Raw genomic sequence first — 23,623 nt, 5'->3', positions numbered from 1 at the left:
TCACTTCGGTTGGGTCTGCACGCCGGAAAGCGCCAGCAGAGTGAGGATGATGCGCTTCAGGCCAAGCTCCCGCGTAGTCGGGTCGTACCATTCGTGAAGCGTGTGAGCGCCACCGCCGCTGCCACCGGCTCCGATGGCGACGGCCTCACGTCCGAGCGAGAGCGGGATATTCGCGTCGGTCGAAGCGCGTTGCAGCCGGGCTGCATTGTTGAGCAATGCATCCACAGCCTGCACCGTCGCGAGAATGCGAGAATTCGGCTTGAGTTCGGCGGCCGGGCGATTACCGATCAACTTCATTTCGTAGGAAAGCTGCTGCGTCACCGGCTCACGCCTGCGGCCGCGGACAACGGCCGAAGTTTCAATCATGGCTCTGTCCAACACCTCGCGCAGCGACTTCTCCAGTTTGGTAATTTCGTCCGGTGAAGCGGAACGCAGGTCCACGCGCATGGTGGCTTCTTCCGGAATGGAATTCACCGAGGTTCCGCCTTCGATCACGCCAATGTTGAACGTTGTTTTCGGGTCGGTGGGGACAACCGTCTTGTTGAATTCAGCGATCGCCCGCGACAGGGCGACAATCGGATTCGGCACGCCGAAGTCGCTCCAGGAATGGCCACCCGGCCCGCGCACAACGACCTGAAAGCGCTTGCTGCCCAGTGCCTGGGTGACGATGCTATCTGTACCAGCCCCGTCGAGCACGAGCGTGTACTTGATCACGTCGCCCCACTCGGACTTGTTGAAGAGGTAACGCATCCCCCTGACGTCACCCTCGCCCTCTTCGCCGACGTTGCAGACGAAAAGGATCGGCATAGTGGGCTTAACGCCACTCTGCTGCAATGACTCCGCAAGGGCCAGAAGCGCGGTCAGGCCAGCGCCGTTGTCGGAAACGCCCGGCCCAAGAATGCGATCTCCCTGTCTGCGAACCTTTAACGGAGTGCCGCCGGGAAACACCGTATCGAGGTGAGCCGTAACAGCCACCACGCCCTCAGAAACGGGTGTTGCTCCAGGCAAATACGCAACAACGTTCCCGATTTCATCGATCTCAACTGCGCTCAGGCCGGCCGCCGAGAATCTTTCCTGGAACCATTCGGCGCGCGCCCTCTCCCCGAATGGAGGTGCGGGAATCGCCGTAAGCTCGATCTGTGCATCGCTGAGGTCGCGCTGGTGATCACGAAACCACTGGAAGGTTCGATGAACTTCGGGCAGCGCGGCGACTTGCGTCACCTGCTGTCGAGCCGACCGCGACAGTTCCGATTCGTTCGAGGCACCAGTCTGGGCCGGGAGTGAAGGCATAAGTGCGAATATCGATATTACAACGTGAATTGTGACGGAGGATATGAGTGTTCGCACGATTGTCCGTTCTGCACTAAACGGTCAATTCTACGAGGGAGAACCGGTTGCGGGAATACGGCAACAATCAAGAATTTCCGCTTCGGTTAATACCCGATCAGAATTCTTCGCCCGCGCCAGAATCCGCTCCACCATGTCGCTGTGCACCGGAATGCCACGCTTTTCCAACCAGTACAGGATATTTGACTTTCCGCTCATCGGGCCGATCTCGATGATCTGTTCCAGCCCGAAATAATGCGCCGGCACGCCCGAATACACGTTATTCGCAAGCTCAAGGTCCTTTTTATTGAATGCCTTGATAATCGCCGCAGCATGGACGCCCGTAGCCGTGCGATAGGCGTCTTCACCGATCACAGGGTAATTCTTCGGGATCGGCACTCCCGTGGCAGCGGAAATCTTCTCGCAGTATTCCTTCAGGCGGGTCAGGTCCTGCTTGTCCCATGGCTCGATGCCCATAAGACGCAGGTTCACCAGCATCTGATCCATCTGCGTATTGCCGACTCGTTCCCCGATTCCGAGCGCCGTGGCATGGACGCAAGATGCTCCGGCGACGAGCGCGGCGAAGGCATTGGCCAGCCCCATACCGCGGTCACAATGGCCATGCCAGTCGATGCGTATGTCCTGCCCTGAAGGCGCCACCACTTCCCTGCCGACAAAGCGAATCAGGTTGATGACGCCCATCGGTGTGGCATGGCCACAGGTGTCAGCCACAACCACGGCGTTCGCTCCGGCGTTGATGGCCGTGGTGTAAAGCTTCTTCACCGTCGCAGGATCGCAGCGGGTGGTGTCCTCGGTTACGTACATCACATCGAGGCCTAAACTCACAGCAAACCGCACCGCACGATCGGTTGTAGAAAGCAGGAAGTCTTCGGTCCAGCCTTCCGTGTATCGGCGGATCGGACTGGAGCCGATAAACATCGCCACCGCGATGGGTACGCCCGTGCGCTGAACCAATTCAGCAATCGGCTTGATGTCGTTCTCGTGGGTCCGCGCCGCGCAATTCGGTCGAATCTTCAACCGCGCATCAGCGATTTCTCGCGCAATTGCCTCGCAATGCTGGAACGCACGCGGCCCAGCGCCCGGGAGCCCGATGTCGGCCAGATTGATACCGAGCGCTTCCATCAGGTGCAGAATTTCCAGTTTTTCCGGAATGGAGGGATCGCGGACCGAGGGCGATTGCAGTCCGTCGCGGAGCGATTCGTCGTCCAGCAGCACCGGTGTCTTCGGTTTGAAGTCCGGACCTGGGATGTTATTCCAGTCGTAGATCAGTTCTGCGCAGTTCACGCGAAGAGATGCCCTCAACTACTTGGATGCTTGTTTCCCCACAAAGTCTTGGTGACATTGTATCGCGAGTATCAAGCCCCAACCGGCGCCCATAAGGACGAGCCCTCATAGATGAAACAGCGCCTGGCAAAAGGGCCATCGGTACAATTGACTCATGCCCGAAGTCCAATTGCGCACTGAGCGACTGCTGTTACGACCGATACAGGAGAGCGATATCCCGGTATTGGTGCCGCTGCTCGGCGCTTGGGAGGTCGTCGAAAATACGCTGCGGGTTCCCTACCCTTACACTGAGGCCGACGCACGTGCCTTCCTGGACAAGGTTCGTTCCAACCCCGTCGGCTGCCATTTCGGAATCTACGAAGCCGCCTCGTTAAAACTTTGTGGGGGCATCGGACTTACCGTCGACCCTGACCATCGACGCGCGGAGCTGGGCTACTGGATCGGACATCCATACTGGGGAAAGGGATACGCAACCGAAGCCGCCAGGACAGTGGTTCGCTACGGCTTTGAGGAGTTGAAGATCAATCGCATCTTCGCTGGTGTCTTTTCCGGAAATAAGGCGTCGGAGAATGTCCTTCGCAAACTCGGATTCCAGCATGAGGGCTGCCATCGCGAGGTCTATCACCGATGGGGCAAGTTCCTCGACAGCGAAGAGTATGCTCTGCTGGCACGCGAATGGCGAGGCGACGCGCATTGAGCGGCTATCGAGGACGCATTGCGCCTTCTCCAACGGGCTACATGCACCTCGGGCACGCCCGCACTTTCTGGACGGCCCACGAACGCGCCCGCGCTAACAACGGAATCCTTATCTTTCGGAACGAAGACATTGACCCGCAACGCTCAAAATCGGAATACGCCGACGCCATGATCGAGGACCTGCGCTGGCTCGGGATCGAATGGCAGGAGGGCCCCGACGTCGGAGGTGACTTCGGTCCTTATGTGCAAAGCCAGCGCCGCGACTGGTATTTATCCGTGTGGCGCAAACTGCTGGAAGACGGCCGGATTTACCCCTGCACGTGTTCGCGCAAGGAACTCGCGGAAGTCGCGCAAGCACCGCACGAGTCCAACGACGAGCCTCTCTATCCCGGCAAATGCCGTGGCAACAAGAACAAGGATCCCAAAACCCCGGCGGGAGTGAACTGGCGCTTTCAGGTTCCTGACGGCCGCACTATTCACTTCAACGATCTCAGACAAGGGCCACAGGAATTCGTTGCCGGTCGGGACTTTGGAGACTTTGTCGTATGGCGTCGCGACGACGTACCCGCTTACCAACTGGCGGTTGTCGCCGACGACGCGGCAATGCAGGTTACAGAGGTGGTTCGCGGTATGGATCTACTGAAGTCCGCGGCAAGACAGATCCTTCTGTTTGAAGCCCTGGGCTTAAGACCGCCGGACTACTACCATTGCGAACTTCTGACTGACGAAGAAGGTGTGCGGTTGGCGAAACGGCACGACGCGCTCAGCCTGCGGCAATTGCGCCTGCGCGGACTGACACCTGAGCAAGTGCGTGGAATGTGGCGGTGATTACTGCGCGGGCTTTGCGGGCTCTTCTTTCTTTTCATCGCCACGAATGGCTTGCTTGAAACTGCGGATTCCCTCTCCGAGGCCCTTCCCCAACTCACCCAGTTTCTTGGGTCCAAACAATATCAACGCGATTCCAAGAATCAATAAGAGTTCCGGAACCCCGATTTCCCCAAACATATCTACACTCCTCCCACCCAACGAATTCCATAACCCCCTTGGATGTGAGTAGTTGTGTGGGAAATTTATAAAAAGTTCATTGTCGAATGCGCGGATTTACTGCGCTGTATAGAACGTCGGTAAGCAGGTTGACCGCTATATACGTAAGTCCGATGGCAAGAATGCAGCCCTGCACCAGGTAATAGTCGCGGTTGGAGATAGCCTGGACCGTCAGACGCCCGATCCCCGGCCACGAGAAGATTGTCTCGGTCACGATCGCTCCGGCCAGCAGCGCACCGAATTGCAGTCCGATGACGGTGAGCACCGGAATCATCGCATTGCGCAGCGCGTGCTTGTACACAACAGTCCGCTCCGGCAGTCCCTTCGCGCGGGCGGTGCGGATGTAGTCCTGGCTCAGTTCTTCCAGCATGGCGGTGCGAACCATACGGGTAAGGATCGCCGCCAGCGCGCCGCCCATCGTGATCGCCGGCAATACAAGATGTGCCATCGTTCCCGATCCCGAAACCGGCAGCCATCCAAGGTAGATCGCGAAGAACAGGATCAGTACAGGCCCGAGGGCAAAGTTCGGGAACGATAATCCGAGGAGGCTTACGAACCCAAGCAGTCGATCGTCCCATCGGTTACGCCGTCGTGCCGAACGCACTCCCGCGGGAATCGACAGCACAATAGCGACCAATAACGACGCCAGCGTGAGCCGCATCGTGAACGGATACCGCTCCGCGATAATCTTCCCTACATTCTGGTTAAAGCGGATGGACTGCCCGAGGTCGCCCCGGACTACACCTTTCCAATAATTGATGTACTGCTTCGACAGGGGCTGATCGAGTCCATAAGCATGACGTGCCGCTTCGATGTCGGTGGCAGCCGCGCCTTCTCCGAGCATCTGCTGAATTGGATCGCCGGGGACAAGGTGTATGAGCAGGAATACCACAGACACAACCAGCCACAGAACCGGCAACGTGTACAGCAGGCGTGATGTGATGGTCTTAAGCAACGGGAGCTAATCCGTCTGGACGTCCTGTGGTTCTTGTTTCGCAGCGGTCTCGATTCTCACCTTCGATATCCGCATCCCGTCCATCTCTTCCACAGTGAAGGTTCGTCCTTCGTACTCGAGACTCTCACCTTTTCGGGGAAGCCTCTGCAACTGCGTGAGCATGAATCCCGCAAGAGTTTCGAACCCTTCGTCTTTCGGCAGCGGAAGCTGGTACATCGTCTCCAAATCACGAACGGTCAGCGAACCGTCGAGCACCATCACTGCGCTCGGACTCAACGGCTGCGGAATAATGTCGAATTCGTCCTCGATTTCTCCCACCACCTGTTCGAGAACGTCTTCCACGGTAACCACACCTGCCGTGGAGCCGAACTCATCGACCACAACCGCAAGATGCCGCCGGCTTTTCTTGAACTCGATCAGCAGGTCGGTAATGGGCTTGGTCTCCGGTACTACCAGAACGTCGCGCATGATGTCACGGATCCGCATGCGATCGAGTCTTGCGGCCCAGTCTTCTGTTTCGGCATAAGTGAGCCGAAGCCGCGACCACCGGCTCATGTCTTTGCTGTAGAGCAGGCCAACAATGTACTCGCTTCCCCGCACCGGGTCGTAAACCGGCACGCGGGAGTGTTGTTCTTCGACAACCGGTGTCAGGGCATCCTTCAGCGTCATGTCGGCGGGCAACGAGAATATCCGCGTTCGCGGAGTCATGATCTCACGCACGCTGATGTTGCTGAGGTCCAGCGCACGCAACACCATTTCTTCCTGGTATTCCGGCATCAGGCCCAGGCGGTGTGCGCCGGTCACGATCAATTTCAGTTCTTCCGGCGAATGGGGATGCCCTTCGCTGACGTTTCGAATGCCGAATGCCCTCAACACTAGCGCCGCCGATCTGGTCATGATCGCCAGGAACGGTTTGGAGAGCGTCATGAAGAAGTCCATCGGTCCGGCCACGGCGAGGGCCACTCGTTCCGCTCGCTGAAGCGCCAGCGATTTGGGTACCACTTCTCCGAGGATCACGTGCAGGTAGGTGATGATCGTGAACGCGACGATGATCGCCAGCGTGTGCGACGCCACCTGGCCTAGAGGCGTGCGTCCGAGCCATCCTTCGAAAATGTGGGCAAAGGCCGGTTCGCCGATCCAGCCTAAAGCGAGGCTGGTAAGCGTGATGCCGAACTGAACGCCGTTGAGGACACTATCCAGGTGTGCATGAAGCTTCTGGACCGTGCGGGCGCCGATCCGTCCCTGCTCGATCAATTGGTGGATGCGTGTGCTACGTATCCCAACCAGCGCAAACTCAGCCGCCACGAAGAACGCATTCGCTGCTACGAGCAAAAGGACGGCGAAAACTCGCAGCAGGATTGATCCCAGCATGTCCCGAGGATTCTAACAAAAGCGGTTTCCGCTGGAGTGCCGCGGAAAGTCGCGGTATAAGAACGGTAATGCCCGTATCCGCAGGAAAAGAAACCACTTCGCACCAGCTGCCTTCATGGCTCCTCCGTGCCGCTCTCATCATTACTTTCCTGGTTTACGTGCGCACCGTCGCATTCGACTTCGTCTATGACGATCACTATCAGATCTCGCTCAACGCTTGGTTGCACGACTGGCGCTTGATTCCCCAGTACTTCACTCATCAGCTTTGGGCTTTTCGCGACTTGTCGTCCCCGGCGAACTTCTACCGCCCAATGTTCTCGGTGTGGCTTGCGGCCGTTTATCACCTCACCGGCGGCGCTCCCGGCTGGTATCACATGGCAACCATCCTCCTGCATTTAATAGTGGTGATGGAAGCTTACGTCCTCGCGCGATTGTTGCTCCAAGACCGGCTGGCGGCAGCTATCGCGGCGGCGCTGTTTGCGCTGCATCCGTCCAAGGTCGAAGCCGTGGCATGGGTATCTGGAGGCGGTGAGCCGCTTTTCGCCGCGTTCTTTTTTGCGACTTTCATTCTCTATTGGAAGGGTCGCGAATCGGGATCTTGGGCTGTGCGCTCTGCCTCCGTCATTACTTTTCTCGCCGCATTGTTCACCAAGGAGCAGGCGCTTGTAGCGCCTTTCATCATCGGCATATTCGAGATCGCCAGTCATCGGCAAGAATCCTGGCGGATGCGGCTCTGGAAGGCCACACGAGTCGTGCTTCCCTACTTCATTGTGTTCGCCGCTTTTTGGCTGGCGCGCATGCAGGTGATGAAAGGCGTCGGCGACGGGCTTCCCGGACTGTCGCTGTCGAGCACGCTCTGGACGCAACCTATCGCCTGGCTCTGGTACATCGGACACGTGGTCTTCCCATTCAACTTGAGCATGATCTATCCGCGGATGATCGTGCGCGGCTTCTCGGTGGTTTGGGTGCTGCTGCCCGCGATAGCTCTGGCGTTCCTGGGCATTGCGGCATGGCTTTGGGCCCGGAAGTCGCCGCGAGGCGTAATGCTCCTTGCATGGTTCATCCTGACTCTGGCGCCTCCCGTTGCAATGATTTTGCTGGTGCAGCCACATGATCGTTACCTGTATCTGCCGACCTTCGCCGTCGCAGTCGGGTTGGCAGGGGTGCTGCGCAGACTGCCTCCAAGGTGGCAGGTTCTTGTAGCCGCATGCCTCTGCGCGATCTTTGCCACTGGCTCCTTCTACGAGTCGCGTTACTGGGACAGTGACCTCTCGCTCATGCAGAGGGCCGTTGAACGCGCCCCATCGAATCCGTATTCCCATCTTCTTTTGTCGGTTGCCTATGGTCAGCAAGGCGATCTTGCGAGAGCTAAAAAGATTCTCGTTAACGCCGCTGATCGTTTTCCGCATGAATTCGACATCTGGCAGGCGCTCGGCATTCAGGAATACTCCGCTGGTAACTACGACGAGGCCTACGCCGCCCTGACGCGAGCCGCAAATGAAGCAGGTAAAGGCCAACTGCAGTTGCCGGCCGTGTGGTTCCATCTCGGTCTCGTTTGTCAAAAACTCGGTCGCGCCGAGGAATCCGAACGCTGGTATCGCCAGGCGATCGCCGCCGACGCGAATCGTGCGGTTTATCACGCAGGGCTTGCCTCTCTGCTGGAGAGTGCAGGCCGTACCGATGAGGCATTGGCCGAAAGAAACCTGGCTCAGCAGTTGCGCCAGCAAATTTCCACAGCCGCTCTACGTCCTTAGTAGTAGTGCAGTCCCAAATAGGGAAAACAGCCAAATCAGCGGATGAAATCTCACATTGGGACGCATAAAATAAGCGTTACCCGCCCAGAGTTCGATAGGTCCAATTTGGGATGAATTTCCCTGCTTTCCTTTTCTTCTTCCCGAGGTCTAAGGAAACGAGTCCCGGGGCTCAAACTTTTTTCATATTCCGGGAACAAAATCGCACGGGGCGGCGTATTTAGGACTAGCACCAAGCAGGAGGCTATTGTGGCAAACGGTAACGGTAAAAAAAAGAAGAAAAGATGGATATGGGTAGTAGCAGTCGTCGTCGTGCTGATGCTTGGTGCGGGGGTCCTGATTGCCGCGAAATCGGGCGGCACGAAGATTGACCCATCGAAGCTGGCAAAGGTTGAAAAAGGAGACCTCGCGAAGAGCGTGGTTGCCACCGGCAAGGTGGAACCAATCACCAAGGTCGAGATCAAGTCGAAAGCCAGCGGTATCGTCAAGAAGCTCCATGTCGATTACGGCGATCGCGTGAAAGCGGGACAGGTGCTCGCCGAATTGGATAAGGAAGAGATCGAGGCACAGGTTCGTTCCCAGAAGGCCAATGTTGAGGCCTCCGAAGCGAGCCTCCGTTCTACCCAGGCCGACTACGAGCGCGCCAAGGTTGACGCGGAAGGACCGGATGTCCCTCTCCTCCAGCGTGCTTATGAACGCGCCCAGAAGATGGCTCGTGACGGGGTCGTCTCTCAGGCCAATCTCGATGAAGCCCAGAAGGGATACGAGCTGGCTATGAACAAGCAGAACGTTGCCCGCGCGCAACTCGGTGTGCTGAAGGCCAAGATTGCACAGGCCACGGCCCAGGTGGCGAGTTCACACGCACAGCTTCGGCAGCTCCAGGAACAGCTTGGATACACCACGATTTATGCACCGATCGACGGCCTGGTTCTTTCACGCGACGTGGAAGTCGGCGATGCCGTCAGCTCGATCCTTGTGCTAGGTTCCTCGGCCACGCTGGTCATGACCATCGGCGACACCAGCGAAGTCTACGTGAAGGGCAAAGTCGACGAGAGCGATATCGGCAAGGTTTATCTTGGCCAGCCGGCGCGCATCAAAGTCGAGTCTTTCAAGGACAAGACCTTCACCGGCAAGGTGAACAAGATCTCTCCGATGGGCGTGGAGAAGGACAATGTCACTACCTTCGAAGTTCGCGTCTCGATCACGAACCCGGGCGGCGAACTGAAGGCAGCGATGACGGCGAACGCTGAAATCATCATGGAAGAACACAAGAACGTCCTTCTGATTCCGGAAGGCGCAGTGATCTACGACAAGGACAAGAAGGCGTTCGTCGAACAGCCTGACCCGAACGCCAAGGAAGGAAAGAAGAAGATCGCCGTCAACCTGGGCATCTCCAACGGCGCGAAGGCTGAAGTGCTCAGCGGTTTGAAACAGGGCGACCAGGTAGTGCTGCAGTAGCGAACCCACCCCTTGGGAGCAGCACAATGGGGTCTTTGCGGTCCCTCCAGCGCGAAGACCCCTTCCTCACATCAGGGCGTGGGTGAGGGACCGAGTTTCACTCGAGGTACGGAAAATGCCAACACGCGACAAAATCCTCATCGCAATCGTAGTGCTCATCAGTGCGGCCATCCTCATCGGAAAAGGTGCCGATTCGAACGTTCTCGCCGCTGGATCGTCACAGGGTGCTTTCGACCGCTCACTTACGGTCAACGGACCAGTGCAGTTGAGTCTCGAAAATGGCTCCGGCAGCGTCACCATTCGGCGCGGAGCAGCGGATAAAGTCGAGGTTCACGCAAAGGTGCGGGCACGCTCCTGGTTCTCCGATACCGACGACCAGATCAGGAACATCGAGCAGAACCCTCCCATCGAACAGAATGGGAACTCCATACGAATCTATAAGCCTGAACCTCACGACACCTTCAACGGCGTCTCGATTACTTATGACATCACTGTTCCGGAAGATACTCGGCTTTCCTCTTCCACAGGTTCGGGTTCACAACTCATTGAATCGGTGAAAGGCCCGGTGACAGTCCGCTCCGGTTCCGGTTCGCTGGTCGTTAATGGCATCGGGGCAGACGTTGAGGCGCGGACGGGTTCGGGCAGCGTGAAGATGGATAAGGTCAATGGCCGCGTTGACATCCAGACCGGCAGCGGCAGCGTGGATGCCTTTGACGTCGCTGGCGGAGCAAGGATCCGCACCGGAAGCGGCAGCATCGAGTTTCGCCAGACAGCACCTGGAGACGTGGACGCCGAGTCGGGATCGGGCAGCATCAGCCTGGACAATGTCACCGGCGCGGCTATCGCGCGTTGTGGGAGCGGCGGGATCAGGATCAACGGTGAGCCCAAGGGTAACTGGGAGTTTCACAGTGGCTCCGGCGCGATCGACATCCGTACCAGGGGCAATGCTGGCTTTGACCTGTATGCCCGTACTAATTCCGGACGCGTGAACATCGGATCGCCGATAACCGTCGAAGGCGGACAACTAAACCCGCGGGAAGTACGCGGTAAGGTACGCGGCGGTGGTACCACTCTCGAAGCCGTTACCGGTTCGGGTTCCATCCGAATTGAGTAGTTAGGCCTGTGTTTCTCCTCTCGGGGCGGGTGCAAACCCGCCCTTTGTTGTCTCTGGTTCGCGTACCAGTGGGTAATAGACAACCGGCGCGCTGAAATAGCACAATTCCCTCGCACGCATCCTGCGATCCAACGAGGAATACTTGGCTCAAGAGCGCATTGTTACGTTCACCACCGACTTCGGCCTCACCGACCACTACGTCGGCACGATGAAGGGTGTGATCCTGAACATCAATCCGTCAGCCCACATCGTAGATATCTCGAACGCGGTCCAGTCGTACGACGTACTCGACGGCGCATTGGCGATTTCGCAGGCTTACAAGTACTTCCCTACGGATACCATTCATCTGGTGATCGTTGATCCTGGTGTAGGAACATCGCGACGCCCGCTGCTGGTCCGGACGGAAAAGCACTTCTTCCTTGCGCCTGATAACGGAGTGCTCTCGTTTGTGTTCGAACAGGAAGCCGAGCGCCTCCAGGTACGGCATATAGCCGCAGACCATTATTTCCTTCAGCCGGTCAGCCAGACATTCCACGGGCGCGACATCTTCGCCGCGGTTGCCGGATACCTCAGCAAAGGTGTGGATTCATCCGCGTTCGGTGAGGAAATCACCGACTATGTCCGTTTTGCGGCGCCGAAACCAAAAAGCATGGCGCCGAACACCATGAAGGGCGTGGTGCTGAAGGTGGACAAGTTCGGCAACCTGATCACCAACATCCGTCCGGCGGATTTCCCCGAACTCTTCCAACCGGAACCGCCGCCTTTCCGCATCATCATCGGCAAAGCCGAGATCACCAAGATGAAGACTGCCTATGCGCAAGGGACACCCGGAGAGACGTTTGCGATTCTCGGGAGCATGGGTTTCCTTGAGGTCGCCACGAATCGCGGCCACGCTGCCCGGCTTGTCGGTGCCGATAAAGGGAGTGATGTTGGCTTGGTAATGGAAGCCAAAGGGGCAACCGGAACAGGACAATAACTACGGTTTCGCCGGAACGGCTTCCATTTCGCAAGTCGCTTTTGAATCGGCCGTAATGGCCGTGATTCGCTGCTCCAGCACGGTTTCGAGCTGTTCCAGTTCCGGGCTTTGCAGGTCGCCACGGTCAATCTTCCGCACGATCATCCGGCCAACTCGCACGCTGACGATCCGCTGCGTGCCTCGCGCCACCGTGACCAGCGACTCGCTCGCAGTCGGCAGATCGTTGAACTTGTTCTTGCGGAATAGATCGAGCAGTTTTCGAAAATCGCTCCGCGACATCTTCGACCGACAAACTTGTGCGAGAGATCCGGCACTTGCCGAATTCCATCGCACCAGGTCGGTACGGCCGTCGTAATGAATCCGCAGCATGTCGGTGCTGCCGGCGTCCTTAACCACGTAGCGGATCTCAAAGTCCCACGGCAAGTTGGGGAAATCCGCAAGCAGCCGGTCGAAGTCGATGCGCGGCTTGGTCTGAGCGGAAGAGGCAATTACACAAAGTAGCAAAACCGCACAGGCAACAATCCCTGTGCGATGTTTCCTGGTTGCCACGTGTGATCTCAAAACGGGTTCTTCGGTTTCGGACGTGCGTACCGCTCCATTTTCGCGGTCCACTTCAGGAATCGTGTGAGTTCCTTCCGCTCGCGTATCAGGAATCCCCAGAACTCGAGGAATCCCACCTTGTCCATTTTGACGCCACAATAGGTCTCGATACGCCAGCGCAGGTAAGGACTGCGCCACGGCGTGAGGTGATGCCCTCGGGTTGCGTTCCACAGAAAGCGGAGGATATACCACATAGTCCGTAGTGCGGGATTTCACATCCCGCGTCGGGATTTCACATCCCGCTCAACAGGTTATCATCTCGTGGTAGTCCGGCATTTTACATGCCGGATCTTCCGCGCGGGATAGACACTTCTGGTCGCGAAAAGCAGGTGGGCGCCGGATCCATCTCGAAATGGCCAGAAGCAGAACCAAACCCCCACTTCTCTGGCTCGTCAACGAGTCGGGCGCGCACAGGATTATCGCGAATGTATGTTCGAAACGCGCTATAAGCATTCGAATCCCGAACGCGCCGCTCATAAAAACTCGGTTGCCAAATCTTCTGTTTAAAGTGGAATTCCTTGATCGCACGGGTTGAGAAACATCCCTTGATCCTTTTCACCGCGAACTCGACAGTCTCACAAGTCGTCAAAAGGGCATGCACGTGGTTTGGCATTACGACGAACTCATGCACCAGCATTTTCTGCTCGTGCCGATAGCGTTGAAGAACATCCGCAAAGAGGCCGGCCATGCAATCCGATTGAAGGATGAACGCTTTGTTATACGAATCAATGGTCACGAAGTGACTGGTCCCGACAAACACCTCCGGATAATAGCTCTACGGCAATACAGGGTTTGTGATCTTCGCTCTCTCATCTCGGAAAGGAAAGGATTTGACATCCCATATTGGGAGTTGTTGCATGACAATCGCCAATGAAGAGGTGGAGCGGTGCACGTCCCGCAAGATCCCGGACAAACTTCGGGTAAAATCGGAGTTACGCGGCATGTGAAATGCCGCACTACCAAAATATGTCCCGAGATATTGCCGAAGACCACTACTACGCCGCGCTCGACCTCTATGCCGACGGCAAACACGAGGAAGCCGTCGCCGAGTACAACCGTTCGCTTGAGGCCGACCCCACCTTTACCGAGGCCATGCACGGTCTCGCCCGCGCTTATCAGGACATGGAGCGATACGACGACGCCATCGCCACCGCCAGGCGCATCGCGGAGATCGACAAGGATGACGTACTCGCACACACCAGCCTGTCCATCCTGTACCAGAAAAAGAACATGATCCCCGAAGCGGAAGAAGAGGCGAATAAGGCCAGGATATTGGGATGGAAGCAGCAGCTTAAGAAGAGCAAATAGCTACGAAGGATGCAGTTCTTCAGCAGACTTCACCTGCATGCGTTTCACCCACCACTGAATGGTGAACACCACGAATATCGGCGCGAACGCCACCAGCAGAACAATCAGCCGTGTTTCACGGTTGAGCCACGACTCCGGCGATCCGGCGCACGAGACATTCGGATCTGTGGGCAGATAGTACACGTTAATAGTTTGCCCTACGGCCACACTCGCATACGGAGGATTACCCGTTCCCAGATGGCCGATCCGGTCAAAGGTCTGCCCCGCAACGCTGAAACGATATCGCACTTCCTGGTGAGCTTCCTTCGCGACGACAAGGGCCTCGGCGCTGACACCTCGGCGGCTCAAAGCGTAGTAGCGCGTCCAGTTCACGCGGGCGAAGCCTGCGCCGAAAACCACGGCCAGTATCACCCACAGCGCCAGCCAACCGATCCATCGGGTGTTACTTGCAGGCATTTCTAGATATCGTACTTTTTAAGCAGGTGCCGAAAACTGCGATAGCTCAACTTCAATAAGTCTGCCGCCTTGGTCTGCACGCCGTTCGACTGCTTCAGCGCATTCAGGATCATTCCCTTTTCCAGGTCGGCCACGTAGCGTTCCATATCGATGCCGTCGGTCGGGATCGTTGGAATCACACCTCCGCCAACTCCCGCGGCAGCCGCACGCGTCTTCGGACGCTCTGACGGAAGGTCAACATGCAACTCCTCCGTCTGTTCCAGGGCTACCGCTCGTTCGACGGTGTTCTCTAGCTGACGGACATTTCCCGGCCACTCGTAGGCGCACAGCATCTTTAATGCTTCAGGCGCGATCTTCAGGATGGTCTTCCCTGCCGCCGGAGCGTACTTCTTGAGGAAGTGGTTCGCCAGCAGCGGAATGTCCTCGCGGCGGTCGCGGAGCGGCGGTACTTCGACGGGAATCACGCTCAACCGGTAGTAGAGGTCTTCGCGAAACTGGTTCTCGGCCACAAGGTCGTCGAGGCTCTTGTTGGTTGCGGCGATCACACGCACATCAATTGCAATTTCATTCGTTCCTCCTACCGGACGCAGGCAGCGTTCCTGCAACACACGCAGAAGTTTTACCTGCATGGTCAACGACATCTCGCTGATTTCGTCGAGGAAGATCGTGCCGCCATTGGCGACTTCGAACAGGCCGTTCTTGTTCGTGTTCGCGCCGGTGAAGGCTCCTTTCACATATCCAAACAGTTCGCTTTCAAGGAGGGTTTCCGGGAACGCGCCGCAGTTGATGGAAACAAACGGCTCTGCCGCACGCAACGAGCATGCATGCACTGCGCGCGCGACAAGTTCCTTACCAGTGCCGCTTTCACCATGAATCAGAACCGTGCTCGCCGTCGTTGCAACGGTGCGGACCGTCGCCTTTAGCTTCTCCATCGCGGCGCTGACGCCCACGATGTTATCCAGCGAATTCCGTCCCGCTGCGTCGCGACGCAACGCAATGTTCTGCCGCTGCAGGTTTTGTGCTGTAACCGCCTGCTTTAACGAAACCTTCACGTCCTCGAGCAGCCCGGGGCCCTTGCGGATATAGTCGTAGGCTCCGCCGGCTTTTACGGCGTCCACCGCGGCCTGCATATCATCGACGGCTGTGATCAGGATGACGGATGTATCTGGCGACACATTGTGAGCGTGTCGCAGCACTTCGATGCCATTGATGTTCGGCATACGAATGTCGGTGATCACGACGTCGAACAGCGCCGAATCGATCTTCTTCTTCGCCGCTTCTCCCGACATTACGGTCTCTACCCGATGACCTTCCTTGCGCAGCGAGATCTCCAGCATCTCGCAAATCGAGCGCTCGTCATCGCAGACCAGGATGTTACCCATGGTGTACCTTCCCTGAACCCACAGAAGCAGCCGCCGGAATTGCCACCTCCGGCGCTTCTTCGATAACCGGCTCGGCCGAACGCTTCAGCCGGATGATGAACTCGGCGCCCTCGCCGGGAGCCGAACGCACGGAAATCTTGCCGTCGTGCGCCTGAATGATCTGGTAGACGATTGCGAGTCCCAGCCCGGTGCCGCCGGCAAAATCCGACTGGAACGGCTCGAACATCTTTTCGATTTGCGAACCCACCATTCCTTTGCCTGTGTCGGCAAAAGAGATCAGCCAATTCGCTTCTTCTACTTCCTTTAGCGACACAGTTAGCGTGCCGCCGTCCGCCATCGCGCGCATGGCGTTGTCGCAGATATTCCAGAAGACCTGTTTCAACCGGTCGCGGTCGGCGACCGTCACCGCGCGCTGAGTTCTGAAATCGCGAACGATATTGATTTTGCCTGAAGCATCGTTCGCGGCCTGGCTGTTTTCGAGCAACACCAGCGTCTCGTCCAGCACCGGAACGAGATCCACGTGAGCGAACTCGTACTGCTTCTCTCGCGTGTACATCAGAAAATCGGAGATGATGGCGTTGAGCCGCTCCGACTCGCGATTTACGATATTGACGAGCACCTTTTGCTCATCGTCGAGCGCAGCGACTTCGGAGAGAACCTTCACCGATCCCGCAATGGAAGACAATGGATTGCGGATCTCGTGCGCGATTCCGGCAGCCATGCGTCCTACAGCTGACAGCCTGTCACGCAGACGCACTTCGCGCTCCAAGCGTCGTATCTCTGTGAGGTCCTCGAACATATAGACATAACCATCGGGACCGCTGTGTGGCGAATTCAGGACCGCTGCCGTAATGGCAAACGTCTTCTGCCTTCGGGGACCGGTTTCACATTGCAGGCGTACTTCGCCGTGGGTCATGCTCGAACCGGGAGCCGGCAGCCGATCCAGGAACAACTGCGCTACCGGAACCCCAATCAATTCTTCCGCCGATTTGCCCAGCAAACTCTCCGCCGCTGCATTCACCACGCGAATCCGTCCATCAAGGTTCGTCGTGACCAGGCCGGTATTGATCGATTGCACGATGTTCTCGTGCAGTGCCTGCAAATCCTCGAGTTCGCCACTTTTGTCTTTTAGTTCAACGTCCACCTGTCGCAGCTTCGTGCTCAGGCGGCTCGCAAGGTAAGCAATCGCAAGATACGCAACGAAGTTCAACAGGATGCTCGCCTGAAGGGAACGCAAGTCCGGTTTCAGCAGCGAGTATGACTTGATTACCTCAAAGTACGACAACTCCAGCATGGCGCCGTGGAAGATGAACGCCAACGCGGCGACCATATATGCCCACGAACGAGTCAGCAGGATGCTGCCGATGATGATGATCAGCGGAAAAAGAAAATTGAAGGAACTATCGATTCCGCCAGTAACGTACACCAGGGCGGTGGCCATCCCCAGGTCCGTGAGCACCTGCACTTTGGGCTGCAACCGTACTTCATGCCACACCCAGAGCAGCACGGCGTAGAACATGGCAAGCGTGTAGCAGAGCGCCACCACCGCCACGAATGCCGTCTTGTCGACGCCAGTCGGGACCAGGCTGGTAATCGCTAACTCGATTCCCAGCAGGAACGTGATGATGATGATTCGGACTTTGATGAGCCACGCCAACCAAGCGCGGTCATTGAAGTTGCCGGAAGATACCTGGACGCCAACGCGTCCAGGTCCGGTCGTATCTGTAGTTCCTCTGCTCACTACCTATTATCCGGAGAGTTTTGCGATCATCGAGAACAGCGGCATGTAAAGCGAAATCACAATGCCACCGACGGCGGTACCAAGGAACGCGATCATGATCGGTTCGAGCAACGTCAGCATGTTCTTGGTGGCAGCGTCCACTTCGTCTTCGTAGAAGTCGGCGATCTTCTGCAGCATGGCATCCATGGCGCCGGTCGCTTCGCCGACGCCGATCATCTGCGTCACCATATTCGGGAACACGCCGCTTTCCTTCAGCGGATCCACGATGGTCCGGCCTTCTTCGATCGCCTTGCGTACCTTGAACAGCGCGTGCTCCAGAACGGCGTTCCCAGATGTCTTTGCCGTAATCGTCAGCGCTTCAAGGATTGAGACGCCCGAAGTGAGCAGCGTACCGAGGGTACGGCTGAAACGAGCGACGGCGATCTTGCGAAGCACCATGCCGAAAACCGGCAGCTTCAGCATCATCGAATCCCACGCCAGGCGGCCCTTGGGATTCTTCTTCATCTGCTTGACGACAATGACTAAACCGACGATCAATCCGATCGGCACGTACCAGAAATTGCTGACGAGGTTGCTGAGGCCGATAACAATTCGAGTCGGCAGCGGGAGGTCGACCTGCAAGCTGGCGAACAGGTTGATGAAGATCGGCACCACGAACTTCAGCAGGCAGCCGACGATGATGACGGCGATGCTGATAACCGATACCGGGTAGATCAACGCCGACTTCACCGCTGCTTTCAACTTCACGGCCTTTTCTACGTAGGTGGCCAGGCGCTGAAGAATGGTGTCGAGAATACCGCCGGTTTCACCGGCTTCGATCATGTTTGTCGTCAGGTCATCGAAGACCTTCGGCTCTCCGCGCATGGCGTTGGCCAGCGTGGCGCCGCCTTCCACCGTGGTCCGGACGCGCGTGAGTGCTTTTTGGAACGCCACGTTTTCCTGGTTCGCCGCGAGAATCTCAAGACATTGCACCAGCGGCAGGCCGGCATCGATCATCACCGAGAATTGCCGAAAGAAGATGGCAATATCCTTCACCGGCACCTTGCCCGAGCCGAACGTGGGCAGTGCGAATTCCTTGCCCTTTTCCTTGATCGTGAACTCGCTCAGGCGCTCGCGGCGCAATTGCCCCTGCAATACCTGCTTGTTTTCGGCGACGCGTTCGCCCGCGACTTTCTTGCCGCCTGCGTCTTTCGCCGTGAATGTGAAAACTGGCATAAGCCACCTCGTTCGGTGCCGAACTCGTTATCTCTTGCCTGGAGCCGCCGCGCTCGTCTTGTTAAGACCGGCGCCGCGGTTGATCATTTCCTGTAATTCGTCCGGTGAGGACGAGCGCTGCAATGCAGTTTCCAGCGTGATCTGCTTCTGGAAATACAATGTCGCAAGCGACTGGTTGAACGTCTGCATTCCGTACTTGTCCTGCCCCGACTGCATCGCCGAATAGATCTGGTGGATCTTGTCTTCGCGAATCAGGTTTCGCACGGCGGCATTCGGAATCAAGATTTCCATCGACATCACGCGGCCCTGTCCGCCGACCTTCGGCAGCAGCGCCTGGCAAAGAATTCCTTCCAAAACCATGGAGAGCTGCGCACGGATTTGCGGCTGCTGGTGTGCCGGAAAAACGTCGATGATGCGGTTGATGGTCGACGATGCTGAATTCGTGTGCAACGTTCCGAAAGTGAGGTGGCCCGTTTCCGCAATGCGCAGGGCCGATTCAATCGTCTCCAGATCGCGCATTTCGCCGATCAGCACCACGTCAGGATCTTCACGAAGAGCGGCACGCAGCGCGTTTGAGAACGATTTTGTATCCGCATGGACTTCGCGCTGGTTTACCAGGCAGTTCTTGTGCTGATGCACGAACTCGATCGGATCCTCGATCGTCAGCATGTGCTCATGCCGTTCGCTGTTGATCTTGTCGAGCATGGCGGCCAGCGTGGTGGACTTACCGGAACCGGTTGGCCCGGTCACGAGAATCAATCCCCTCGGCTTGTCGCACAGCTTCGAAACCACGGGAGGAAGATTTAATTGCGCAAACGACTTGATCTCGTAAGGAATAACGCGGAACACAGCCGCCGACGCGCCGCGCTGGTTGAATACGTTGGCGCGGAATCGGGCCAGTCCTTTCAGTCCAAATGAAAAGTCGAGTTCCAGATCTTCTTCGAAGCGGTGCTTCTGGGCGTCGGTCATCACGCTATACGCCAGAGCCTTGGTTTCAGCGGCCGCAAGCGGTGGCAAATCCAAAGGCTGCAGGTGTCCGTGCAGGCGAATCTGCGGCGGTGTATTCGTAGTAATGTGGAGATCGCTGCCGCCCATCTCCACCATTTTCTTGAGCAGGTCGCTCAAACTAGCAGCCATTCTGTCGTCCTCTCCTCAATCTCAATGCACCGTCTCGCGAGCGACTTCTTCCAGTGTCGTGACGCCTTGCATCACCTTAACCAAGCCGCTCCGGCGGAGTGTAAGCATGCCTCGTTCGATAGCTTTCTTTTTCAGTTCCAAGGCGGACGCACCCACAAGAATCAGCTCACGGATGTCGTCGTCGATCTCCATCACCTCGTAGAGTCCCGCGCGTCCCTTATAGCCCGTGTTATTGCAGGTTCCGCAACCCTTGCCCTTTTTCGGCTTGAAGGTCTTCGCCTCTTCTGCAGTGAATCCGGCATCAAGCAGCGCTTGCACTGGGAGGTCCAGTTCCTCCGCGCAGTTCGCGCAAACGCGACGCACCAGACGTTGCGCACAAATCAAGTGAACGGCGGTCGCCACCAGGAACGGTTCAATACCCATGTTCATCAAGCGGCTGATGGTTTCGGGAGCGCCGTTGGTGTGCAGGGTTGAAAGCACCAGGTGGCCCGTCAATGCGGCCTTAATAGCAATTTCAGCCGTTTCAAAGTCTCGGATTTCGCCCACCAGGATGATGTTCGGGTCCTGCCGCAGGAATGACCTTAGTGCCGCGGCGAAGTTCAACCCGATCGATTCCTTCATTTGGACCTGGTTCACGCCCGCCAACTGGAACTCGACCGGATCCTCGGCCGTCATGATGTTGGTGTCGGGCTTGTTGAGCTGCGAAATCGATGAGTACAGCGTATTCGTTTTGCCGGATCCTGTCGGCCCCGTTACCAGCACCATGCCGTATGGCTTCAGGATGGCGCGCGAGAACTTCTCCAGCGACTCGCTCTCGAAGCCGAGCTTCGTCATGTCCAGCCGCAGGTTTTCTTTATCCAGCAGACGAAGAACAATCTTTTCGCCGAACAACGTCGGTAGGGTGCTCACGCGATAGTCGAGCTGTTTCTTCTTCCCCCCCACGTTGACTTTCAGCATGATGCGTCCGTCTTGCGGCAGGCGCTTTTCGCTGATGTCCAGCTTCGACATGATCTTGATACGTGAGGTGATGGCGTCCTTCAGCTTCGCCGGCGGATTCATGATCGTCTGCAGCACGCCGTCAATGCGGAAGCGGACGCGGAAATCTTTTTCGTACGGCTCGATGTGAATATCGCTGGCTCCGCGCTTCACCGCGTCGGTGAGTACCATGTTCACCAGCTTCACAATCGGCGCTTCTTCGGCCGCCTTTTCCAGCTCTGCGAGCGCGGCTTCGGACTCCTCCGCCTGCAATTCCACGTCGCTGTCGGCGATGTCGGTTAACGACGACATTACCGTTTCCAGATCTTCCTCAGGCTGCGACGGACCGGAGTAGGCCTTTTCGATGCCCTCGAGGATCGACGTTTCCGACGCGACTACCGGCTCGATGTTGAAGCCGGTCATGAACTTGATATCGTCCATGGCGAACACGTTCGTCGGATCCACCATGGCGATCGTCAGCGACGCACCCACGCGGCTCAGCGGCAGAATCTGGTACCGCTTTGCGGTTTCGTGCGGTACCAGCTTTACCACCGCTGGGTCGATCTCGAAATAGTTCAGGTTGATTGCGGGAACGCCGTACTGGCGTGAAAGGAAATTCGTTACGTCTTCGTCAGAAAGAAACCCTAGTTTTACCAGGATAGAGCCTAAGCGGCCGCCCGTATCTTTCTGGGCTTTTAGCGCAGAATCCAACTGCTCAGAGGTGATGACCTTCTCGCGTACTAGAAGATCTCCCAGCCGTTGTGACATCCCTTTAGGCTCCCCGTACCGACAAAAACTGCTATTGGCGTCCGCCCAGAGGTGTAGAGACACCCCTCTTAGTCGCGCACAGACACACAAATTTCGCGAGTAGCAGAATTATTTAGGAGTGACACAAATTGTCAATCGGGAAAGTTGCTAGGTTAGTAACCATAAGGACGCTCCCGAGGGTAATGTATTCCTCTTGCCGTCCTGGCTCAGAAGCCTCGGCCCGTCTCTCGCTAGACCTTCTCGGGCCTCTTCGGTTCTGTTGATTCGACTGAAATCTCAATACTCTTTTGCGATTTCAGTTGGTGGGACTCGGCGCAATTGAGACGCCTTCTCACATTTCTTCAGAACTTCCGCCACCTTCTGCTGGGTCATTCGAGTCTGTTGCAGGGTAACTTGCACAAGTTCTCTCATCCGGCGTACGTTCGCATGCGACGCGGCGTGCGGATGATGCCCATTTCCGTTTCCGGAACTCGCCGTCTTCGATTCAGAGTCGCGATTCCGACGAGCCCATTGCTCCAGTTCCGCAGGAAAGGCCAGAACAATGTGCCGGTCCTCACCGGGTCGGCGGACGGGAAGTCCAAGTTCTTGCTCCCACCTTTGCACAGTCCTGACACCTTTTCCCATGTAAGAGGCAATCTCTTTCCACGATGTAAGAACCTGTCCGGTGCTCATTTGATTTTCCTGCATGACGCGTGTAGCTGGTGATCTTCGACCGTTACGCAAACTGTATACCTGTTCTCTACCGGAGACAACGCTGGCCTCTGCCCAAATATAGATGCCGATTTTGTGTGTACGGCAGCCGTATAGGCCATAAGACCTCTGGCTGTTCGCCCCGGGCATCCAAACCTCCGATGCCTAAGAAGCCAAACACCCCACCGGCACGGCTAGACGTGGCGCAACAAGCTGAGGCCTTGGAGAAGAAGGCTCGTGAACTTCACCAAAAAGTGGAGAAGTTGCATGCCGGCGTCGATCAAGCTCACCTGGACGCTCAGGATGCTCACCTCCGAGCCAAATCGATTCGTGAAGAAGCGGCCCACGATAGAAAGCAGCGCCAAAAGCGTGAGGTGTAAGTGCCCAGGAACGGGTCCCCGAATGACCGGTTGTTTGTAATAGGCGGTTCCGCAGGAGCTATCGAAGCGCTCCGTCAACTTCTGAGTGCCTTGCCGCGTAGCTTCCCCAGTCCCATTCTCGTCGTTATCCATACGCCACTGGACTCCCCCGGGCAGCTTAGTTATGTGTTTCAGCGCGACAGCAAACTGGTCGTCAGGCCTGCAACCGACGGTGTTCACATGAAGCCTGGAACTGTCTACGTCGCACCCCCCAACTACCACCTGACCGTGCGGGATGGGCATATCCGCCTTGTGACCGGACCCGTTGAGAACCGTCATCGTCCTGCCATTGACCCGCTCTTCCGGAGTGCAGCCCGCGAATACGGATCTGCCGCGGCCGGAATCGTTCTCAGCGGGTACCTCGACGATGGAAGCATCGGCCTGTGGTCCATCAAGGAAGCCGGTGGTATCACCGTCGTTCAGGATCCCGACGACGCGATTGTTCCCGATATGCCACGCAATGCACTCGAACGAGTGCAGCCCGATCACATTGTCCCAATACGGGAATTGGCGACATTGATGGTTAGCATTGCCACCGAGCCAATGCCCGTCTCGTCACTTGAACAGGAAACACCCATGGCGACGAACAATGAACACGCCGGAAATACCTCGGTCTTTACTTGTCCCGAATGCCACGGCACTCTGTGGGAAGCAGATGAGGGTGGGACGCTGAGGTTCCGTTGCCGCGTAGGCCATGCTTTCACGGCCGACACCATGCTCCAGGATCAGTCTCTCGATGTCGAGCGAGCACTCTGGGCCGCTTTACGCGTTTTGGAAGAGAATGCCGAACTGTCGCACCGGATGGCGTCCCGCTCCCGAAAATCCGGCAGACACCACGCCCATCAGCTATATGCGAATAGAAGCGAAGAGTCTCGCCGCAACGCCATGGTTTTGCGTGAACTGTTGACCAGGGGCATGCGCCAGGAACCCCAACCC

The 23,623-nt window shown here is 57.1% G+C and carries 24 protein-coding genes; 9 read left to right on the top strand and 15 right to left on the bottom strand.

Annotation, left to right across the window (positions count from 1 at the left end; all coding sequences use genetic code 11):
* Positions 1-1,290, bottom strand: coding sequence for a M20/M25/M40 family metallo-hydrolase (locus VN577_23270; protein HWR17770.1), 1,290 nt, complete (start codon positions 1,288-1,290; stop codon positions 1-3).
* An 87-nt stretch (positions 1,291-1,377) separates the two neighbouring features.
* Positions 1,378-2,631 (bottom strand): LeuA family protein, encoded by a 1,254-nt coding sequence (locus VN577_23265; protein ID HWR17769.1) that lies wholly within the window; start codon positions 2,629-2,631, stop codon positions 1,378-1,380.
* Positions 2,632-2,785: 154 nt separating this feature from the next.
* On the opposite strand from VN577_23265, the gene VN577_23260 reads away from it, so the two are divergent.
* Together VN577_23260 and gluQRS are read left to right on the top strand one after the other, a co-directional pair.
* Positions 2,786-3,328, top strand: a complete 543-nt coding sequence (locus VN577_23260; protein HWR17768.1) for a GNAT family N-acetyltransferase — start codon at positions 2,786-2,788, stop codon at positions 3,326-3,328.
* The gene (gene gluQRS / locus VN577_23255; GenBank protein HWR17767.1) at positions 3,307-4,155 is read left to right on the top strand and encodes a tRNA glutamyl-Q(34) synthetase GluQRS; all 849 of its coding nucleotides are present in this window, start codon (positions 3,307-3,309) and stop codon (positions 4,153-4,155) included. The genes VN577_23260 and gluQRS overlap by 22 nt, the downstream gene beginning before the upstream one ends.
* Here the strand turns inward: gluQRS and tatA are convergent, their stop codons facing one another.
* The 3 genes from tatA to VN577_23240 form a co-directional block, all read right to left on the bottom strand.
* Entirely contained in the window at positions 4,156-4,332 is a 177-nt protein-coding gene (gene tatA / locus VN577_23250; GenBank protein HWR17766.1) for a twin-arginine translocase TatA/TatE family subunit, read from the bottom strand.
* Between the two features lie 76 nt (positions 4,333-4,408).
* On the bottom strand, positions 4,409-5,326 hold the full coding sequence (gene nikB / locus VN577_23245) for a nickel ABC transporter permease (protein ID HWR17765.1): 918 nt from the start codon (positions 5,324-5,326) through the stop codon (positions 4,409-4,411).
* Positions 5,327-5,332: 6 nt separating this feature from the next.
* A complete protein-coding gene (locus VN577_23240) occupies positions 5,333-6,697 on the bottom strand; it encodes a hemolysin family protein (GenBank protein HWR17764.1) in 1,365 nt (454 codons plus the stop codon).
* A gap of 68 nt (positions 6,698-6,765) precedes the next feature.
* On the opposite strand from VN577_23240, the gene VN577_23235 reads away from it, so the two are divergent.
* From VN577_23235 to VN577_23220, 4 genes are all read left to right on the top strand, one after another.
* Positions 6,766-8,451, top strand: coding sequence for a hypothetical protein (locus VN577_23235; GenBank protein ID HWR17763.1), 1,686 nt, complete (start codon positions 6,766-6,768; stop codon positions 8,449-8,451).
* Between the two features lie 246 nt (positions 8,452-8,697).
* On the top strand, positions 8,698-9,906 hold the full coding sequence (locus tag VN577_23230; GenBank protein ID HWR17762.1) for an efflux RND transporter periplasmic adaptor subunit: 1,209 nt from the start codon (positions 8,698-8,700) through the stop codon (positions 9,904-9,906).
* Positions 9,907-10,021: 115 nt separating this feature from the next.
* The gene (locus VN577_23225) at positions 10,022-11,020 is read left to right on the top strand and encodes a DUF4097 family beta strand repeat-containing protein (GenBank protein HWR17761.1); all 999 of its coding nucleotides are present in this window, start codon (positions 10,022-10,024) and stop codon (positions 11,018-11,020) included.
* A gap of 142 nt (positions 11,021-11,162) precedes the next feature.
* A complete protein-coding gene (locus VN577_23220) occupies positions 11,163-11,996 on the top strand; it encodes an SAM-dependent chlorinase/fluorinase (protein ID HWR17760.1) in 834 nt (277 codons plus the stop codon).
* Here the strand turns inward: VN577_23220 and VN577_23215 are convergent, their stop codons facing one another.
* From VN577_23215 to VN577_23205, 3 genes are all read right to left on the bottom strand, one after another.
* Positions 11,997-12,545, bottom strand: coding sequence for a hypothetical protein (locus VN577_23215; GenBank protein ID HWR17759.1), 549 nt, complete (start codon positions 12,543-12,545; stop codon positions 11,997-11,999). It abuts the gene before it with no gap.
* 8 nt (positions 12,546-12,553) lie between these two features.
* Positions 12,554-12,790 (bottom strand): hypothetical protein, encoded by a 237-nt coding sequence (locus VN577_23210; GenBank protein ID HWR17758.1) that lies wholly within the window; start codon positions 12,788-12,790, stop codon positions 12,554-12,556.
* A gap of 83 nt (positions 12,791-12,873) precedes the next feature.
* Entirely contained in the window at positions 12,874-13,332 is a 459-nt protein-coding gene (locus VN577_23205; GenBank protein HWR17757.1) for a transposase, read from the bottom strand.
* Between the two features lie 230 nt (positions 13,333-13,562).
* On the opposite strand from VN577_23205, the gene VN577_23200 reads away from it, so the two are divergent.
* On the top strand, positions 13,563-13,904 hold the full coding sequence (locus VN577_23200; GenBank protein ID HWR17756.1) for a tetratricopeptide repeat protein: 342 nt from the start codon (positions 13,563-13,565) through the stop codon (positions 13,902-13,904).
* Here VN577_23200 and VN577_23195 read toward each other — a convergent pair whose 3' ends face one another.
* From VN577_23195 to VN577_23165, 7 genes are all read right to left on the bottom strand, one after another.
* Entirely contained in the window at positions 13,905-14,360 is a 456-nt protein-coding gene (locus VN577_23195) for a DUF3592 domain-containing protein (GenBank protein HWR17755.1), read from the bottom strand. It abuts the gene before it with no gap.
* 2 nt (positions 14,361-14,362) lie between these two features.
* The gene (locus VN577_23190; protein ID HWR17754.1) at positions 14,363-15,742 is read right to left on the bottom strand and encodes a sigma-54 dependent transcriptional regulator; all 1,380 of its coding nucleotides are present in this window, start codon (positions 15,740-15,742) and stop codon (positions 14,363-14,365) included.
* Positions 15,735-17,483, bottom strand: coding sequence for an ATP-binding protein (locus VN577_23185; GenBank protein HWR17753.1), 1,749 nt, complete (start codon positions 17,481-17,483; stop codon positions 15,735-15,737). Before VN577_23185 ends, VN577_23190 begins: the two co-directional genes overlap by 8 nt.
* A gap of 6 nt (positions 17,484-17,489) precedes the next feature.
* Positions 17,490-18,698: a type II secretion system F family protein gene (locus VN577_23180; GenBank protein HWR17752.1), complete on the bottom strand. Its 1,209-nt coding sequence runs from the start codon at positions 18,696-18,698 to the stop codon at positions 17,490-17,492.
* Positions 18,699-18,725: 27 nt separating this feature from the next.
* Positions 18,726-19,835, bottom strand: a complete 1,110-nt coding sequence (locus VN577_23175) for a type IV pilus twitching motility protein PilT (GenBank protein HWR17751.1) — start codon at positions 19,833-19,835, stop codon at positions 18,726-18,728.
* 21 nt (positions 19,836-19,856) lie between these two features.
* Positions 19,857-21,578, bottom strand: coding sequence for a type IV-A pilus assembly ATPase PilB (gene pilB, locus VN577_23170; GenBank protein ID HWR17750.1), 1,722 nt, complete (start codon positions 21,576-21,578; stop codon positions 19,857-19,859).
* Between the two features lie 276 nt (positions 21,579-21,854).
* On the bottom strand, positions 21,855-22,250 hold the full coding sequence (locus VN577_23165) for a hypothetical protein (GenBank protein HWR17749.1): 396 nt from the start codon (positions 22,248-22,250) through the stop codon (positions 21,855-21,857).
* 179 nt (positions 22,251-22,429) lie between these two features.
* Between VN577_23165 and VN577_23160 the strand changes: the two genes are divergently transcribed.
* Positions 22,430-22,648 carry a hypothetical protein gene (locus VN577_23160; protein ID HWR17748.1) on the top strand — a complete coding sequence of 73 codons (219 nt, stop codon included), beginning with the start codon at positions 22,430-22,432 and terminating at the stop codon, positions 22,646-22,648.
* On the top strand, positions 22,649-23,623 hold a 975-nt coding region (locus VN577_23155; GenBank protein HWR17747.1), incomplete at its 3' end, for a chemotaxis protein CheB.

The sequence above is a fragment of the Terriglobales bacterium genome (genome assembly GCA_035561515.1).
Taxonomy (GTDB): Bacteria; Acidobacteriota; Terriglobia; order Terriglobales; family Acidobacteriaceae; genus DATMXP01.
The sequence above is the reverse complement of the archived record's forward strand: the minus strand, read 5'-3'. Positions and strand labels throughout refer to the sequence as shown.